17 protein-coding genes, 1 tRNA gene and 1 other annotated feature are annotated in these 18,174 nt (G+C 41.4%); all 18 genes read left to right on the top strand.

Translation table 11 applies throughout. The features are described 5' to 3' along the window. Positions 1–37 precede the first annotated feature (37 nt). The 18 genes from sigH to rpsJ all read left to right on the top strand — a co-directional run bounded on the left by sigH (position 38) and on the right by rpsJ (position 18,128). Positions 38–682, top strand: coding sequence for an RNA polymerase sporulation sigma factor SigH (gene sigH / locus ACPLVE_RS03535; RefSeq protein WP_424609881.1), 645 nt, complete (start codon positions 38–40; stop codon positions 680–682). 63 nt (positions 683–745) lie between these two features. Continuing rightward, positions 746–821 (top strand) — tRNA-Thr (locus tag ACPLVE_RS03540). A gap of 123 nt (positions 822–944) precedes the next feature. Then, on the top strand, positions 945–2,147 hold the full coding sequence (tuf, locus tag ACPLVE_RS03545) for an elongation factor Tu (protein WP_424609883.1): 1,203 nt from the start codon (positions 945–947) through the stop codon (positions 2,145–2,147). A 122-nt stretch (positions 2,148–2,269) separates the two neighbouring features. Continuing rightward, the gene (gene rpmG, locus ACPLVE_RS03550; RefSeq protein ID WP_424609885.1) at positions 2,270–2,419 is read left to right on the top strand and encodes a 50S ribosomal protein L33; all 150 of its coding nucleotides are present in this window, start codon (positions 2,270–2,272) and stop codon (positions 2,417–2,419) included. A gap of 27 nt (positions 2,420–2,446) precedes the next feature. Next, entirely contained in the window at positions 2,447–2,647 is a 201-nt protein-coding gene (gene secE, locus ACPLVE_RS03555; RefSeq protein ID WP_424609887.1) for a preprotein translocase subunit SecE, read from the top strand. Positions 2,648–2,677: 30 nt separating this feature from the next. After that, positions 2,678–3,202 (top strand): transcription termination/antitermination protein NusG, encoded by a 525-nt coding sequence (nusG, locus tag ACPLVE_RS03560; protein ID WP_424609889.1) that lies wholly within the window; start codon positions 2,678–2,680, stop codon positions 3,200–3,202. Between the two features lie 20 nt (positions 3,203–3,222). Then, positions 3,223–3,645 (top strand): 50S ribosomal protein L11, encoded by a 423-nt coding sequence (gene rplK / locus ACPLVE_RS03565; RefSeq protein WP_424609890.1) that lies wholly within the window; start codon positions 3,223–3,225, stop codon positions 3,643–3,645. Between the two features lie 48 nt (positions 3,646–3,693). Then, positions 3,694–4,389, top strand: a complete 696-nt coding sequence (gene rplA, locus ACPLVE_RS03570) for a 50S ribosomal protein L1 (protein ID WP_424609891.1) — start codon at positions 3,694–3,696, stop codon at positions 4,387–4,389. A 47-nt stretch (positions 4,390–4,436) separates the two neighbouring features. Continuing rightward, positions 4,437–4,559, top strand: a sequence feature (ribosomal protein L10 leader region). A 14-nt stretch (positions 4,560–4,573) separates the two neighbouring features. Beyond that, positions 4,574–5,107 (top strand): 50S ribosomal protein L10, encoded by a 534-nt coding sequence (gene rplJ / locus ACPLVE_RS03575; protein WP_424609893.1) that lies wholly within the window; start codon positions 4,574–4,576, stop codon positions 5,105–5,107. Positions 5,108–5,131: 24 nt separating this feature from the next. Beyond that, complete coding sequence (rplL, locus tag ACPLVE_RS03580) at positions 5,132–5,509, top strand: 50S ribosomal protein L7/L12 (RefSeq protein WP_424609895.1); 378 nt, start codon at positions 5,132–5,134, stop codon at positions 5,507–5,509. A 213-nt stretch (positions 5,510–5,722) separates the two neighbouring features. Further along, entirely contained in the window at positions 5,723–9,427 is a 3,705-nt protein-coding gene (rpoB, locus tag ACPLVE_RS03585; RefSeq protein ID WP_424609897.1) for a DNA-directed RNA polymerase subunit beta, read from the top strand. 34 nt (positions 9,428–9,461) lie between these two features. Then, positions 9,462–13,013: a DNA-directed RNA polymerase subunit beta' gene (rpoC, locus tag ACPLVE_RS03590; protein WP_424609899.1), complete on the top strand. Its 3,552-nt coding sequence runs from the start codon at positions 9,462–9,464 to the stop codon at positions 13,011–13,013. A 121-nt stretch (positions 13,014–13,134) separates the two neighbouring features. Further along, positions 13,135–13,383, top strand: a complete 249-nt coding sequence (locus ACPLVE_RS03595; protein ID WP_424609901.1) for a ribosomal L7Ae/L30e/S12e/Gadd45 family protein — start codon at positions 13,135–13,137, stop codon at positions 13,381–13,383. Positions 13,384–13,397: 14 nt separating this feature from the next. Continuing rightward, the gene (gene rpsL / locus ACPLVE_RS03600) at positions 13,398–13,772 is read left to right on the top strand and encodes a 30S ribosomal protein S12 (protein WP_424609903.1); all 375 of its coding nucleotides are present in this window, start codon (positions 13,398–13,400) and stop codon (positions 13,770–13,772) included. A gap of 15 nt (positions 13,773–13,787) precedes the next feature. Then, the gene (rpsG, locus tag ACPLVE_RS03605; protein WP_424609905.1) at positions 13,788–14,258 is read left to right on the top strand and encodes a 30S ribosomal protein S7; all 471 of its coding nucleotides are present in this window, start codon (positions 13,788–13,790) and stop codon (positions 14,256–14,258) included. A gap of 50 nt (positions 14,259–14,308) precedes the next feature. Next, complete coding sequence (fusA, locus tag ACPLVE_RS03610; RefSeq protein ID WP_424609907.1) at positions 14,309–16,381, top strand: elongation factor G; 2,073 nt, start codon at positions 14,309–14,311, stop codon at positions 16,379–16,381. Between the two features lie 43 nt (positions 16,382–16,424). Beyond that, positions 16,425–17,627 carry an elongation factor Tu gene (tuf, locus tag ACPLVE_RS03615; RefSeq protein ID WP_424609883.1) on the top strand — a complete coding sequence of 401 codons (1,203 nt, stop codon included), beginning with the start codon at positions 16,425–16,427 and terminating at the stop codon, positions 17,625–17,627. Between the two features lie 192 nt (positions 17,628–17,819). Then, positions 17,820–18,128 (top strand): 30S ribosomal protein S10, encoded by a 309-nt coding sequence (rpsJ, locus tag ACPLVE_RS03620; RefSeq protein WP_011026339.1) that lies wholly within the window; start codon positions 17,820–17,822, stop codon positions 18,126–18,128. The last annotated feature ends 46 nt before the right edge of the window (positions 18,129–18,174 follow it).

An 18,174-nucleotide genomic window follows, 5' to 3' on the forward strand; every position in this document is an offset into this window, starting at 1 on the left:
TGTAAGGTTGTGGGAATAACAAATGGGGGCGGTATTAGTGAAATCTGGGGCGCAACAGGATTACTATGAAGCGTACGACAAGATGGAAGAGGAGGAGGTAGTGGAGAGAGCACAGCAGGGAGATGAATTAGCTTTAGAGTATCTCATTGAGAGGTATAAGAACTTTGTGAAGGCAAAAGCGCGGACTTATTTTCTGGTTGGAGCTGACAAAGAAGATATAATCCAAGAGGGAATGATAGGACTTTATAAGGCGATAAGAGATTATAAAAATAACAAACTCACCTCTTTTAAAGCCTTTGCTGAACTGTGTGTGACCCGTCAGATTATTACTGCCATTAAAACCGCTACCAGGCAGAAACACATTCCTCTTAACTCCTATGTTTCGTTAAATAAGCCCATTTTCGATGAGGAATCCGATAGGACTTTGATGGATGTCGTCTCTACCCAGTGTATTTCTGACCCGGAAGAATTAATAATAAGCAAAGAGGAATACGTTAACATCGAGAATAAAATGGAGGAGCTTTTAAGCGGATTGGAATGGGAGGTTTTGGTGGCATATTTAGATGGAAAGTCTTATCAAGAGATAGCCGAAGGTTTAAACAGGCATGTAAAGTCCATAGATAACGCCCTGCAAAGGGTAAAGAGAAAATTAGAAAGATATCTCGAAATGAGGAACAGTTAGCTATTGACATTTAGAAAACTTTATAGTAAAATCAGAAAGCGGAAGTTTGAAACTTCTCTTTTTGCCCACGTAGCTCAGTAGGCAGAGCGTCGCCTTGGTAAGGCGGAGGTCACCGGTTCGATCCCGGTCGCGGGCTCCATTTTAATTTACACCTTTTAGCTGTTTTTTTTTATCAAAGAAGTGCAATCTGATTTTGTTTATTTTAGTTTTTTAAAATAAGAAACACTTGGATAAGTTTATTAGAAGTAAGGAGGAAGAGAGGATGGCAAAGCAGAAATTTGAGAGGACGAAGCCGCACGTAAACATAGGTACGATAGGGCACGTAGACCATGGTAAGACGACATTAACAGCGGCGATAACATTAATACTTTCGAAAGCAGGTTTAGCACAGGCGAAGGGGTATGACGAGATAGACAAGGCGCCAGAGGAGAAGGCAAGGGGGATAACAATAAACACGACGCACGTAGAGTATGAGACAGCGAAGAGGCACTATGCGCACGTAGACTGTCCGGGGCACGCAGACTACGTAAAGAACATGATAACAGGTGCAGCACAGATGGACGGAGCGATACTGGTAGTATCAGCGGCAGATGGTCCGATGCCACAGACGAGGGAGCACATACTGTTAGCGAGGCAGGTAGGAGTGCCATATATAGTAGTATTTTTAAACAAGGCAGACATGGTAGATGATCCAGAACTTATCGAGTTAGTAGAGATGGAGGTAAGGGATTTACTGAACCAGTATGATTTTCCTGGGGATGACACGCCGATAGTAGTAGGGTCAGCGTTGAAGGCATTAGAGTGTGGATGCGGTAAGAGGGAGTGTCAGTGGTGCGGTAAGATATGGGAGTTAATGGACATAGTAGATGAATACATTCCGACACCACAGAGGGATGTAGACAAGCCGTTCTTGATGCCGGTAGAGGATGTATTTACGATAACTGGTAGAGGGACAGTTGCAACAGGTAGAGTAGAGAGAGGGAAAGTGAAAGTAGGGGACGAAGTAGAGATAATAGGATTGACGACAGAGTCAAGGAAGACGGTAGTAACAGGTGTAGAGATGTTCAGGAAGACATTAGACGAGGCGCAAGCAGGAGACAACATAGGAGTATTGTTAAGAGGAGTACAGAGGGACGAGGTAGAGAGAGGGCAGGTATTAGCGAAGCCAGGGACGATAAAGCCGCACACGAAATTTGAGGCACAGGTATACGTACTGACGAAGGAAGAGGGAGGAAGGCACACGCCATTTTTCAACGGATACAGGCCGCAGTTTTACTTCAGGACAACAGACGTGACAGGGACGATACAGCTGCCAGAGGGAGTAGAGATGGTAATGCCAGGTGACCACGTGACATTGAAGGTAGAGTTAATAACACCGATAGCGTTGGAAGAAGGACTTAAGTTTGCTATAAGAGAAGGCGGAAGGACAGTTGGCGCTGGTGTAGTGTCTGCTATAATTGAGTAAGTCAGGAAGCCGGGTGCAAACCTGGCTTCTTTTGGGTTAATTTATTTTTGTTTAAGGATTGACAACAAGTTTTATTTATGATAAATTTGTCTAAGTAGTCGCATCGCCGGGAGGTGTAACAATTGAGAGTGAAAATTGCGCTGGCTTGCACTGAGTGCAAGAATAGAAATTACCATACTACAAAAAATAAAAAAAATGACCCGGATAGATTAGAGCTTAAAAAATATTGTAAGCATTGTAAAAAGCACACTATTCACAGAGAGACAAAATAAAGCAAAACATAAAGAGGATGTGAGGAAATGGCCGGTGAAGGAAGGAAGATTGTAAAATTTTTCAGGGAAGTAAAAGCAGAAATGAAAAAGGTAACATGGCCAAATAAAGATACGCTCGTGACTTATACGGAGATCGTTTTAATTGTGATGGCACTTTTCACAATATTTATTTTTTTGATAGATTCTGCTTTCAGTTATATATTAAAACTCATCCTCAAAACATTTTAAAGGAGGTTGGGGGGTTTCCCCGGAGATTATATGTCTGAAAAGGAAACAGCAAAATGGTATGTGGTCCACACGTATTCGGGATATGAAAACAAAGTAAAAGCTAATCTGGAAAAGATTATAGAAAATAGAAACTTGCAGGACAAGATTCTTCAGGTCGTGGTTCCAACAGAAAAAGTGACTGAAATAAAAGATGGTAAAAAGAAAATAGTTGAGAGGAAGATTTTTCCCGGATACGTGCTGGTAAAAATGATAATGACAGATGAGACCTGGTATGTGGTTAGGAACACAAGGGGAGTGACAGGGTTTGTGGGGCCTGGTTCAAAGCCTGTGCCTTTGACGGATGCTGAAGTAAGGGCTTTGGGCATAAAAGAGGCTCCTACTGCTGTTGACCTCAATGTGAAGGACACAGTAAGAGTTATCTCCGGGCCCTTTGAGAATTTTATAGGGGTTGTGCAGGAAGTTTATCCGGAAAGACAGAAAGCTAAAGTATTGATTTCAATGTTTGGGAGAGAGACACCGGTCGAATTTGACCTTGTGCAACTTCAAAAAATATAGCATGTTAAGGAGGTGTAGTCATGGCAAAGAAGGTTGTAGCGGTTGTCAAGATTCAACTACCAGCGGGCAAAGCTACTCCTGCGCCGCCAGTGGGTACTGCATTGGGACCTCACGGCGTTAATATAATGGCTTTTTGTAAAGAATTTAACGAAAGGACCGCAAAAGACGCAGGGCTTATTATCCCTGTTGTTATAACAATATATGCGGATAGGTCTTTTAGCTTCATTACAAAGACTCCACCAGCTTCTGTGCTGTTAAAAAAGGCTGCTGGGATTGAGTCTGGTTCTCCTCAACCAAATAAGCAAAAAGTTGGTAAGATTACAAGACAGCAACTGAGAGAGATTGCTGAAATAAAGATGAGAGATTTAAATACTACGGATATAGAAGCTGCTATGAGGATGATAGCTGGTACCGCTAGAAGCATGGGAATAGAGATTGTGTAAAGCGAAGTGGGAGGCTATGTCCGATAATACCACAAAGGAGGTTTTACGGTGAAAAGAGGGAAAAGATATTTAGAAGCGTTAAAAGTGTATGACAAAACACAGCTTTACTCCAGCGAGGAGGCAATGGATATAGTTTTAAAAACGGCAAATGCTAAATTTGATGAGACAATTGATCTGGCCGTGAGACTTGGTGTTGACCCAAGGCACGCAGATCAACAGGTAAGAGGTACAGTAATACTTCCCCATGGAACAGGGAAGGAGGTTAAAGTTCTAGTATTTGCTAAGGGAGAAAAGGCCAAAGAAGCAGAGGCAGCTGGTGCTGATTATGTTGGAGCAGAGGAACTTGTAGAAAAAATTCAGAAGGAAAATTGGTTCGACTATGACGTTGTCATTGCAACACCTGATATGATGGGGGTTGTTGGAAGACTTGGTAAACTTCTGGGTCCAAAAGGGTTGATGCCCAATCCCAAGTCTGGTACGGTTACTTTTGAAGTAGAAAAAGCTGTAAAAGAAGCGAAAGCCGGTAAGATAGAATACCGCATAGATAAAACAGGTATAATTCACGTTCCAATTGGGAAAAAGTCTTTTGGAAAAGAGAAGCTTCTTGAAAACTTTAGGACAGTGATGGATGCTATTATAAAATCCAAACCTGCTGCTGCAAAAGGGCAGTATATAAAGAGTGTGGTTTTATCCTCTACAATGGGACCAGGTGTTAAAGTTAATCCTGCCAGGATATTTGAATAAATGTATTGACACTTGAAAGAAAATAATGTTATAATAAACACCGTTGAAATTGAATATAAGAAAGACCGTAGACAGTGGGTTGTGCGTGCTGCACGTAAATCCCACCGAGGTTTTGAAATAAATTCCCTATGGGGATCCTCGTGTCTACGGGATCCTTTTTTAAATTTTTTAAGGAGGTGGGAAGGTGGGCGCCAGCCGAGAGAAAAAGCAGCAGTTCATTGCAGAATTTAAAGACAAGTTGTCGAGAGCGCAGACAGTGATTTTTACAACCTTCAGTGGTTTAACTGTTGAAGATGAGACGATTTTGAGGCGGAAATTCAAAGAGGCAAATTCCGAATATAAGGTTTATAAAAACACTTTAATGACAATTGCTGCAAAAGAATTAGGATATGGAGATGACCTTATAAAATATTTTGAAGGGCCTACCTCTGTAGTTTTTGGGTATGAAGATCCTGTTGCGCCAGCAAAAATTTTGACTGAATTCATGAAAGACCACAAAGGACTTGAGTTAAAGGTCGGTATAGTAAACGGCAAGATAGTATCTCCTCAAGAGATAGAAGCTTTAGCCAAACTTCCTTCCAGAGAAGAACTTTTGGCAAAAGCTCTGGGCAGCATGAAAGCTCCTATTACAAATCTTGTGTTTGTGCTTTCTGGCACTTTGAGGAGCTTGTTATATGCGCTTAATGCTATAAAAGAAAAAAAGCAAGCTGAAGCTTAAAAAAATTGAATGGAGGTAGAGAAGATGAGCAAAGAGGAAATTTTGGAAGCCATAAAAAATATGACGGTTTTAGAGTTAGCTGAATTAGTAAAGGCTTTGGAGGAGGAATTTGGGGTATCCGCAGCAGCTCCTGTAGCAGTTGCAGCAGCACCAGCAGCTGCAGGGCCGGCAGCAGCACCTGCTGAAGAAAAGACGGAATTCGACGTAATTTTGCAGGAGGTAGGAAGCGACAAGATTAAGGTCATCAAAGTAGTAAGAGAGATCACAGGCTTAGGATTAAAAGAAGCAAAAGACTTAGTAGACAGCGTTCCAAAGCCAATAAAAGAGGGCGTAAGCAAAGAGGAAGCAAATCAGATCAAAGCGAAATTCGAAGAAGTTGGAGCAAAAGTAGAGATAAAATAAGGGCAAGTAATTTGCCCTTATTTTTTATGGGGGTTGTTGACATAAGAGATTTATTGTGTTATTATATAAAATTGCATTAATAGTGGCCTTTTTTATTTCTCAAGGTATAATTTTTGGATAGCTGGTGCATAATACCAAATATAATAGGGTTTTTGTGTGCGAATCCAAAAGTTTGATACTTTTGGTAATTTACATTTTTAAGGGGTGAAATGGATGGTAAAGCCTGTACAAGCGGGCAGTAGGACGAGAATGAGCTTTGCCAAGATAGATGAGGTCTTGGACATTCCAGATCTTATCGAAGTCCAGAAAAAGTCCTATCAATGGTTCTTGGAGGAGGGTCTTAAGGAGGTCTTTCAGGAAATTTCCCCTATAGAAAGTTTTACTGGTAATTTGGCGTTGGAATTTGTAGATTACAGACTGGAAAATAATCCCAAATATTCTGTCGAGGAGTGCAAAGACAGAGATACTACTTATGCTGCTCCACTCAAAGTAAAGGTGAGGCTTACAAATAGAGAGACAGGCGAAATTAAGGAATCTGAGGTCTTCATGGGAGATCTTCCATTGATGACAGACAAAGGTACATTTGTTATAAACGGTGCAGAACGTGTTATTGTTAGCCAGTTGGTAAGGTCTCCGGGCGTATATTATGATCAGCAATTTGATAAATTTGGCAAAAAGCTTATTTTTGCTACAGTTATCCCTAATAGAGGTGCATGGCTTGAGTATGAAGAGGATTCAAATGATGTTATATATGTCAGAATCGATAGGACAAGAAAAGTCCCGATTACTGTATTGCTGAGGGCGATTGGGTATAATACTGATATACAGATATTGGATCTTTTAGGAGAAGAAGAAAAATTAAAGGCTACATTAGATAAGGATGCTACCAAATCTGAAGAAGAGGCTTTGATAGAAATTTACAAGAGATTAAGGCCTGGTGAGCCGCCTACTGTTGAGAGCGCAAGGAGCCTTTTTAATGCTCTTTTCTTTGATCCCAAAAGATATGACCTAGCTAAAGTTGGTCGCTACAAATTCAATAAAAAATTAGCTTTAAAATCAAGGATTGCCAATCATAAAAGTGCTAAAAGGATTGTCAACCCTATTACAGGAGAGGTATTAGTAGAGGAAGGAGAAAAAATTACAAGAGAAAAAGCTGAAGAAATTCAAAATTGTGGGATAAATGAAGTTGAGATTCTGGTTGATGGGAAAGTAGTAAAGGTAGTGGGTAATAATACGGTTGACATAAATAAATATCCTATGCCTTATGATGTTTCAGAACTTAATATAAAAGAGTTAGTAAATGTCAGGGTATTAAAGGAGATACTTGATAATTTTAGCGAAGAAGAGGCTGTTTTAAATGAAATAAAAAATAGGATAGATGAACTTGTTCCAAAACATATAACAAAAGACGACATAGTAGCTACTATAAGCTATCAATTAAATTTGACCCATGGTGTCGGTTTTGTAGATGACATCGACCACCTTGGCAATAGGAGAGTTAGGTCTGTTGGTGAGCTTTTGCAGAATCAATTTAGAATAGGCCTTGCCCGCTTGGAAAGAGTTGTGAAAGAAAGGATGACAATACAAGATGTTAATGAGGTTACCCCTCAAAACCTCATTAACATTCGGCCTGTAGTTGCAGCTATTAGAGAGTTTTTTGGGAGTTCCCAGCTTTCCCAGTTTATGGACCAGACAAATCCTTTGTCTGAACTGACCCATAAAAGAAGGGTAAGTGCATTAGGCCCTGGAGGACTTAGCAGGGAGAGGGCTGGCTTTGAGGTAAGAGACGTGCATTATTCTCACTATGGCAGGATATGTCCTATAGAGACACCTGAGGGACCAAACATTGGTTTAATAACTTCACTCACTACCTATGCTCGTGTCAATGAATACGGCTTTATTGAGACTCCTTATAGAAAAGTCGATAAGGCGACAGGCACTGTGACAGATGAGATTGTCTATATGACTGCCGATGAAGAAGATGAATATATCATAGCTCAGGCGAATGAGCCTTTAGACGAGAATAATAGATTCATAAATGAAAGAGTCGTATGTAGGTTGAGGGAAGAGATAATAAGTGTTCCTCCTACAGAAGTAGATTTTATGGACGTATCTCCTAAGCAGATAGTGTCTGTGTCTGCATCTTTGATACCTTTTTTGGAAAATGACGATGCAAACAGGGCTTTGATGGGTTCTAACATGCAGAGGCAAGCAGTGCCTTTATTAAAGCCAGAGGCCCCAATAGTAGGTACGGGAATGGAGTATAAGGCTGCTGTTGATTCTGGAGCGGTAATTTTGGCAAAAAATGATGGTATTGTAGAAAAGGTAACAGCTGACAAAGTGGTGATAAGGACCAAGGACGGAAAAAGGGACGAATATCATTTACTGAAGTTTAAGAGGTCAAACCAAGGTACCTGTATCAATCAAAGACCTATTGTCAATGAAGGGGATGAGGTCAAGAAAGGGCAGGTTATATGCGATGGACCTTCTACAGATCAAGGAGAGCTTGCTCTTGGGAAAAACGTGCTTGTAGGATTTATGCCCTGGGAAGGTTACAACTATGAAGACGCTATATTAATAAGCGAGGAACTGGTAATGGATGATTCCCTCACTTCTATTCATATAGAAGAATATGATGCAGAAGCCAGGGATACCAAACTGGGTCCTGAAGAAATAACAAGAGAGATTCCGAATGTTGGGGAAGATGCCTTAAAAGATCTGGATGAAAGAGGTATAATAAGGATTGGTGCAGAGGTTAGAGCCGGAGATATACTTGTGGGAAAGGTTACCCCTAAAGGGGAGACGGAACTGACGGCAGAAGAAAGGCTTTTAAGAGCAATATTTGGGGAAAAGGCAAGGGAAGTAAGAGACACTTCATTACGAGTTCCTCACGGTGAATCGGGTATTGTGGTGGATGTAAAAGTCTATTCTCGCGAAAATGGTGATGAATTGCCTCCAGGTGTTAATCAGATGGTAAGAGTTTTTGTAGCGCAGAAAAGGAAGATCTCTGTTGGAGACAAGATGGCAGGTCGCCATGGTAATAAAGGGGTAATTTCCAGGATACTGCCTGTTGAAGATATGCCTTTCCTTCCAGATGGTACACCTTTGCAGATATGTTTGAATCCTTTGGGAGTTCCTTCCCGTATGAACATAGGTCAGGTGCTGGAAACTCACTTAGGGCTTGTGGCAAAAGCTTTGGGATGGCATATAGCTTCACCAGTATTCGATGGAGCTTCAGAGAAGGATATAGAAGAACTACTTGCAAAGTCCGGATTTTCTCCAGACGGCAAGATACAGCTTTACGATGGAAGGACAGGAGAGCCTTTTGATAACAAGGTTACTGTTGGATATATGTACATGCTAAAATTACACCATTTAGTAGATGACAAGATGCACGCGAGGTCTACAGGACCTTATTCACTCGTTACTCAGCAGCCTCTCGGAGGGAAGGCTCAGTTTGGCGGACAGAGGTTTGGAGAAATGGAAGTGTGGGCATTAGAAGCCTACGGTGCCGCTCATACTTTACAGGAAATGCTCACAGTAAAATCTGACGATGTGACCGGACGCGTAAAAGCCTACGAAGCAATAGTAAAAGGAGAAAACATACCCGAACCTGGGATACCCGAGTCATTTAAAGTGCTTGTGAAAGAACTTCAGAGTTTGGCTCTGGATGTAAAAGTCATTACAGAAGACGGGCAGGAGATTCCAATCAAGGAATTTGAAGACGATGATGATGACGTTCCAGATGCTACACTTAATATAAACATTGAGGGTAGAGAAGATGCACCTCCAGAGGAAGTTTATGAAGAAGAATATGAGGAAGAACAGGAGGAACTTCCGGAAGATATTGATTTTGAGCCTGATAATTTTGACATTGACAGTGAAGATTTGTTTATGGATGATGACTATGATGAGTGAAGTCAAAATTTGTTGAGGAAAGGAGCGACACTCCTTGTTTAAGCTTAAGAATTTTGAAGCCATAAAAATTGGTTTAGCTTCTCCTGAAAAGATAAGAGAGTGGTCTCGGGGTGAGGTTAAAAAGCCCGAGACCATCAATTACAGGACTTTGAAGCCGGAAAGAGATGGACTTTTTTGCGAAAGAATTTTTGGTCCCACAAAGGACTGGGAATGTCACTGTGGTAAATACAAAAGAGTAAAGTACAAAGGAGTTGTGTGCGATAGGTGCGGTGTAGAAGTTACTAGGGCTAAAGTGAGAAGAGAGAGAATGGGGCATATTGAACTTGCTGCTCCTGTAGCTCATATATGGTATGTAAAAGGCATTCCCAGCCGCATGGGGCTCTTGCTCGATATGTCACCAAGAGCGTTAGAAAAAGTTTTGTATTTTGTATCTTATGTTGTGATTGATCCAGGTGATACACCCCTTACTAAGAAACAACTTCTTTCTGAAAAAGAGTACAGGGAGTATTTAGAGAAATATGGGAATAGATTTAGAGCTGGGATGGGAGCCGAAGCTATAAAGGAACTTTTGCAGGAAATAGATTTAGAAAAGCTCAGTAAAGAATTGAGAGCAGAGATAAAAGAATCTACGGGGCAAAAGAGAGTAAGGGCTATAAGAAGATTAGAAGTAGTACAGGCTTTTATAGATTCTGGCAACCGTCCAGAGTGGATGATTTTAGATGTTCTTCCTGTTATTCCGCCAGACTTAAGGCCAATGGTTCAATTAGATGGTGGTAGATTTGCTACTTCTGACTTAAATGACCTTTACAGAAGAGTTATAAATAGAAACAATAGGCTCAAAAAGCTTTTGGATTTAGGTGCTCCGGATATAATCGTGAGAAATGAAAAGAGAATGCTTCAAGAAGCCGTGGATGCTTTAATAGATAATGGTAGAAGAGGAAGACCCGTTACAGGCCCCGGAAATAGGCCTTTGAAGTCTCTATCTGACATGCTTAAAGGAAAACAGGGAAGATTTAGACAAAATCTTTTGGGTAAGAGAGTCGACTATTCTGGCCGTTCAGTTATCGTAGTGGGACCTGAACTCAAGGTTTATCAATGTGGTCTTCCAAAAGAAATGGCTTTAGAGCTTTTTAAACCGTTTGTTATGAAAAGACTTGTAGACAAAGGGCTTGCTCAACATATAAAAAGTGCAAAAAGAATGGTAGAAAGAGTAAGGCCTGAAGTATGGGATGTGCTGGAAGAGGTTATAAAAGAGCATCCAGTACTTTTAAACAGGGCTCCTACACTTCATAGGTTAGGGATTCAGGCTTTTGAACCGGTCCTTGTAGAGGGTAGAGCCATAAAACTCCATCCTTTAGTGTGTCCTGCTTACAATGCCGACTTTGACGGAGACCAGATGGCGGTTCACGTACCTCTTTCAATGGAAGCTCAAGCAGAGGCACGGTTTTTAATGCTGGCAGCCAACAATATTTTAAAACCTCAAGACGGAAAGCCTGTTATGACACCTACTCAGGATATGGTTTTGGGGTGCTATTACCTTACTGCAGACGAAGACGGGGTTCCTGGAGAAGGAAAGTATTTTTCGAGCCCTGAGGAAGCTCTTATGGCCTATCAGCTGGGTTATATTCATGTACATGCGAAAATAAAAGTGAAAATGACAAGGGAAATAAATGGCGAGAAAAAATCGAAAGTAATTGAAACTACCGTTGGGAAGATAATATTTAATGAAGCCATACCCCAGGACTTAGGTTTTGTGGATAGGAACAATCCAGAGACGGCTTTTAACCTTGAGATAAATGACCTTGTGGACAAATCAAAGCTTGGCAAAATTTTAGACAGAGTCTATAGAATACACGGGCCTACGAAGACAGCAGAAACTCTGGACAAAATAAAGGAACTCGGCTTTAAGTATTCTACAAAAGCGGCAATTACGATAAGCGTTTCTGACATGGTAATACCGGAGGAAAAAGAGAAGCTTCTAAAAGAAGCGGATGAGATGGTGGCAAAAATTGAGGCTCAATTCAGACGCGGTCTTATATCAGAAGAAGAAAGATATGAAAAAGTGATTGAGACGTGGAATATGACTACTGAAAAGGTAACAGAAGCCTTAATGGCGACTTTAGATAAATTTAATCCTATCTTCATGATGGCTCATTCAGGAGCTAGAGGTAGCAAAAACCAGATAAGACAATTAGCAGGTATGAGAGGATTGATGGCTGATCCATCTGGGCGAATCATTGAGCTTCCAATAAGGTCTAACTTTAGAGAAGGTCTTAATGTTCTGGAATTCTTTATATCAACTCACGGGGCTAGAAAGGGACTTGCTGATACGGCATTAAGGACGGCAGACTCCGGTTATTTGACAAGAAGGCTTGTGGATGTCAGTCAGGATGTAATAGTAAGAGAAGAGGACTGCGGAACAGATGAAGGTATTTATGTAGAAGAGATAAGAGAAGGAAATGAAATAATTGAGAAGTTGTCGGATAGAATAATAGGGAGAATTGCTGCAGAGGATATTGTAGACAACGAAGGTAATCTGATTGTGAAAAGGAATGAGATGATAAATGAAGAGGAAGCCGAGAAAATAGAAAAAGCTGGTATTACAAGAGTTAAAATAAGGTCTCCTCTGACCTGCAGGTCAAAGCATGGCGTGTGCAGAATGTGCTATGGAAGAGACCTTGCTACGGGAGAGCTTGTAAATATTGGTGAAGCCGTTGGAATAATCGCTGCTCAGGCCATAGGTGAACCGGGTACCCAGCTTACAATGAGGACTTTCCACACTGGTGGAGTTGCCGGAGTGGACATCACACAAGGTCTTCCAAGGGTTGAAGAACTTTTTGAAGCAAGAAAGCCCAAAGGGCTTGCTGTAATCACTGAAATATCTGGTGTTGTGAGGATTAATGAATCCAAGAAAAGAAGAGAAATTACGGTAGTAGATGAGGAAAACAATATTTCAAAAACTTATCTTATACCCTATGGTTCAAGGCTTAAAGTAAGAGATGGGCAGTGGGTTCAGGCAGGAGATGAGCTCACAGAAGGTTCAGTGAATCCGCATGACCTTCTTAAGATAAAAGGAATATATGCAGTTCAAAGCTATCTTTTACAGGAAGTTCAGAAGGTTTATAGACTTCAAGGTGTTGAAATAAATGATAAACACATTGAGATAATAATAAGGCAGATGATGAAGAAAGTTAAAGTAGAGGATCCAGGAGATACCTCGATGTTGCCGGGAGAGCTAATAGACATCTTTAAGTTTGAAGAAGAAAATAAAAAGGCTATAGAAAAAGGTTTAAGGCCTGCAACAGGCAGAAGAGCATTACTTGGCATTACAAAGGCCGCTTTGGCTACGGATTCTTTCTTATCGGCTGCTTCTTTCCAGGAAACCACGAGGGTTCTCACAGAAGCGGCTATTAAAGGGAAGGTAGATCCACTCCTCGGGCTTAAGGAGAACGTGATAATAGGTAAACTGATACCTGCAGGTACAGGGCTTTCAAGATATAGGAATATAACTGTTGTAAAGAAAGAGGATAGAGAGAAAAAAGAAGAGACAAAGAAAGAAACACTAGACGTCAAAGCTAGTAACTAAGGGCTTTTCTCTGGCAGGGACGTATCCCTGCCGGAGAATTAATTCATTATTGACAGGGAAAATCTTTAATGATAAAATTACTAAGTGTGTCAAAACCCCTGTCCTGATAGGAGGAAGGCAAATGGCGGATCAATGCCCTCCCAAGAGGGTAGTTGGGGCTAAACAGACTTTAAAAGCAGTGTTAAACTGTAAAGTAGCTCAGGTATATATTGCAAGAGATGCAGAAGAGCATGTAGTTAAAAAAATAAAAGAAGCTTGTGAAGAAAAGGGTATAAAAATAGTTTACATTGATACCATGAAAGAACTTGGAAGGATTTGTGGTATTGATGTAGGTGCTGCTACGGCAGCAGATGTGATAGGTGAAAGATAAAAGGAGGTGCGGTAATGCCTACGGTAAACCAGCTTGTGAGGTTTGGCAGAAAAAGCGTTAAAAAGAAATCTGCTGCTCCAGCTTTGCAGGGCAATCCTCAAAAAAGGGGAGTTTGTGTTGTTGTAAGAACTACAACTCCTAAAAAACCTAATTCCGCATTGAGAAAAATAGCGAGAGTGAGACTTACAAATGGAATAGAAGTTACTGCGTATATTCCAGGAATAGGTCATAACCTTCAGGAGCACTCCGTTGTTTTGGTAAGGGGTGGAAGAGTTAAGGACTTACCTGGTGTAAGATATAAGATAATAAGAGGTGCCCTTGATGCAGCAGGTGTTGCAAACAGGAAACAAGCGCGCTCAAGGTATGGCGCAAAGAAGCCAAAGAAGTGATAAGGAGGGTTGAGAATGCCAAGAAAAGGTCCGGCACCAAAAAGAGAAGTTCTACCAGACCCTGTATATAATAGTGTTAAAGTTGCCAAATTAATTAATAAAGTTATGTGGGATGGTAAGAAAAGTTTAGCTCAAAAAATTTGCTATGGAGCTTTTGACATAATAAGAGAAAAGACAGGAAGAGATCCTCTTGAGGTTTTTGAAGAGGCTCTCAATAATGTAATGCCTGTTTTAGAGGTAAGGCCTAGAAGAGTTGGTGGTGCAACGTACCAAGTTCCTATGGAAGTAAGACCTGAGAGAAGATTGTCTCTTGGGATTAGGTGGCTTGTGGAATATGCAAGGCAGAGAAGCGGAAAATCTATGATGGAAAAACTGGCTGCCGAAATAATAGACGCAGCTAATAATACCGGAGGCAGTGTGAAAAAGAAAGAAGATACCCATAGGATGGCAGAAGCAAATAAGGCTTTTGCTCATTACAGATGGTAAGAAAGAGGATAGGGGGTAGTGAAGGAGGCTACAAGAAAGGAGGATAGAAAATGCCAAGGGATTTCAGCTTAGATAAGGTTAGAAACATTGGTATAATGGCACATATAGATGCAGGAAAAACCACTACTACCGAGCGAATCCTTTTTTATACAGGGAAGACTCATAAATTAGGTGAAGTCCACGAAGGGACCGCTACCATGGACTGGATGGTACAAGAGCAGGAGAGAGGTATAACCATAACCTCTGCAGCGACTACCTGTTACTGGAAAGGTCATAAAATTAACATAATAGATACGCCGGGGCACGTGGACTTTACTGTGGAAGTAGAGAGGTCTTTAAGGATACTGGATGGGGCGGTTGCGGTTTTTTCTGCAAAAGAGGGCGTTGAGCCCCAGTCTGAGACTGTGTGGAGGCAGGCAGATAAGTATCATGTGCCCAGAATAGCCTATGTAAACAAGATGGATGTCATAGGTGCTGACTTTTTCAATGTAATTGATATGATAAGGGATAGACTGGGTGCAAACCCTGTGGCTATTCAAATTCCTATAGGGAAAGAAGATACTTTCCGAGGAATCGTAGACCTTATAAAAATGGAAGCCATAATTTATGAGGATGATTTGGGAACTGTCATGGATGAGACAGAAATACCAGAAGATTTAAAACCTCTTGCAGAAGAATATAGAGAAAAATTGTTAGAAGCAATTGCTGAAGTCGATGAGGCTATTATGGAAAAGTATTTGGAAGGGGAAGAAATAACAGAAGAAGAAATTCACGCGGCTTTGAGAAAGGGCACGATAAATGGAGAACTTGTGCCTGTGGTTTGTGGATCTTCTTATAAAAATAAGGGAGTACAGCCTCTTTTGGATGCTATTGTGAATTATTTACCATCTCCTCTTGATTTGCCGCCTGTTAAGGGTATGTCACTAGATGGTGGTGAAGAGCTTGAGAGGAAACCGGATGACAACGAGCCTTTCTCAGCTCTTGCGTTTAAGATCATGGCAGATCCATATGTAGGTAAGCTGGCTTTTTTTAGAGTATATTCAGGTACCTTGAAAGCTGGGTCCTATGTTTTAAATTCTACAAAGGGTAAGAAAGAAAGAATAGGCAGAATCTTAAGGATGCATGCGAATCACAGGGAAGAGATTGACGCTGTGTATACAGGAGATATTGCTGCTGCAGTTGGACTTAAAGATACTACTACTGGAGATACCCTTTGTGATGAGAATCATCCGATACTTTTAGAGTCAATGGATTTTCCTGAGCCAGTTATTTCTGTAGCAATTGAACCGAAAACAAAAGCAGCTCAGGAAAAGATGAGCATAGCCTTAGCAAAGCTTTCTGAAGAAGACCCAACTTTTAAGACCTATACTGATCAGGAGACGGGGCAGACTATAATAGCCGGGATGGGAGAACTTCACCTTGAGATAATAGTAGATAGGTTGAGAAGAGAATTCAATGTAGAATGTAACGTGGGTAAACCGCAAGTTGCATATAAGGAAACTATAACAAAGCCTGTAAGAGTAGAAGGAAAATTTATAAGGCAGTCGGGTGGCCGCGGTCAGTACGGTCATGTATGGCTTGAAATGGAGCCTGCTCCAAGAGGAGAGGGTTATATATTTGAGAACAAAATTGTCGGTGGCGTTATTCCCAAGGAATTTATCCCTGCTGTTGATGCGGGTATACAAGAGGCTATGCAAAACGGTGTGTTGGGAGGTTACCCTGTAATTGACGTTAAAGTGGCGTTGGTCGATGGTTCTTACCACGAAGTTGACTCTTCGGATATGGCTTTCAAAATAGCAGGTTCTATAGCTTTCAGGGAAGGTATGAAAAAGGCTGACCCTGTGCTCTTAGAGCCTATAATGAAAGTAGAAGTAGTGGTTCCTGAAGAATACATGGGTGACGTCATTGGGGATTTAAATGCAAGGCGTGGAAAAGTGGAAGGCATGGAAACGAGGTCTGGAGCCAGGGTTATAAGAGCGTTGGTACCTTTGGCTGAAATGTTTGGATATGCTACTGATTTGAGGTCAAAGACACAAGGTAGAGGAACTTATACTATGCAGTTCCACCATTATGAAGAAGTGCCTAAAAACATTGCTGAGCAAATCCTATCAGTAAAAAAATAAATCAGTAAAAAATAAAAATAAACTAAAAAAGGAGGAAGAGAGGATGGCAAAGCAGAAATTTGAGAGGACGAAGCCGCACGTAAACATAGGTACGATAGGGCACGTAGACCATGGTAAGACGACATTAACAGCGGCGATAACATTAATACTTTCGAAAGCAGGTTTAGCACAGGCGAAGGGGTATGACGAGATAGACAAGGCGCCAGAGGAGAAGGCAAGGGGGATAACAATAAACACGACGCACGTAGAGTATGAGACAGCGAAGAGGCACTATGCGCACGTAGACTGTCCGGGGCACGCAGACTACGTAAAGAACATGATAACAGGTGCAGCACAGATGGACGGAGCGATACTGGTAGTATCAGCGGCAGATGGTCCGATGCCACAGACGAGGGAGCACATACTGTTAGCGAGGCAGGTAGGAGTGCCATATATAGTAGTATTTTTAAACAAGGCAGACATGGTAGATGATCCAGAACTTATCGAGTTAGTAGAGATGGAGGTAAGGGATTTACTGAACCAGTATGATTTTCCTGGGGATGACACGCCGATAGTAGTAGGGTCAGCGTTGAAGGCATTAGAGTGTGGATGCGGTAAGAGGGAGTGTCAGTGGTGCGGTAAGATATGGGAGTTAATGGACATAGTAGATGAATACATTCCGACACCACAGAGGGATGTAGACAAGCCGTTCTTGATGCCGGTAGAGGATGTATTTACGATAACTGGTAGAGGGACAGTTGCAACAGGTAGAGTAGAGAGAGGGAAAGTGAAAGTAGGGGACGAAGTAGAGATAATAGGATTGACGACAGAGTCAAGGAAGACGGTAGTAACAGGTGTAGAGATGTTCAGGAAGACATTAGACGAGGCGCAAGCAGGAGACAACATAGGAGTATTGTTAAGAGGAGTACAGAGGGACGAGGTAGAGAGAGGGCAGGTATTAGCGAAGCCAGGGACGATAAAGCCGCACACGAAATTTGAGGCACAGGTATACGTACTGACGAAGGAAGAGGGAGGAAGGCACACGCCATTTTTCAACGGATACAGGCCGCAGTTTTACTTCAGGACAACAGACGTGACAGGGACGATACAGCTGCCAGAGGGAGTAGAGATGGTAATGCCAGGTGACCACGTGACATTGAAGGTAGAGTTAATAACACCGATAGCGTTGGAAGAAGGACTTAAGTTTGCTATAAGAGAAGGCGGAAGGACAGTTGGCGCTGGTGTAGTGTCTGCTATAATTGAGTAACCATGTTTTTGTGCTAATAGCGCTTCGCTATTAGCACAAAAACATTAACATGTCAAGTCTTGCAATGGCGCAGGAATTGGGATAAAATAATAAAGCTGATTTATGAGGTAGATTTTTTTTTGACAATAAAACACCTGGATATGTGTATATATGTAAAGGTCAGTAGGATTTGATGAGTGAGGAGGGAAAATCATGCCCAAGCAAAAAATTCGCATACGCTTAAAGGCGTTTGACCATGCGATTTTAGATCAATCAGCTCAGAAAATAGTTGAAACGGCAAAAAGGACGGGAGCAGAAGTTTCTGGTCCTATTCCATTGCCTACAAAAAGAGAAGTAATAACCATTTTAAGAGCACCTCATAAGTACAAAGATTCAAGAGAACAGTTTGAAATAAAGACTCATAAAAGGCTTATAGATATTTTAAATCCGACTCCCAAAACAGTAGATGCTCTTATGAAGCTAGATTTACCATCAGGTGTAGATATTGAAATAAAATTATAAAAACGAAATTATGACGCAGTTGCGTCCGCTGATTTCAGGAGGTGTG

The organism is Caldanaerobacter sp. (assembly GCF_049701115.1).
Classification (GTDB): domain Bacteria; phylum Bacillota; class Thermoanaerobacteria; order Thermoanaerobacterales; family Thermoanaerobacteraceae; genus Thermoanaerobacter.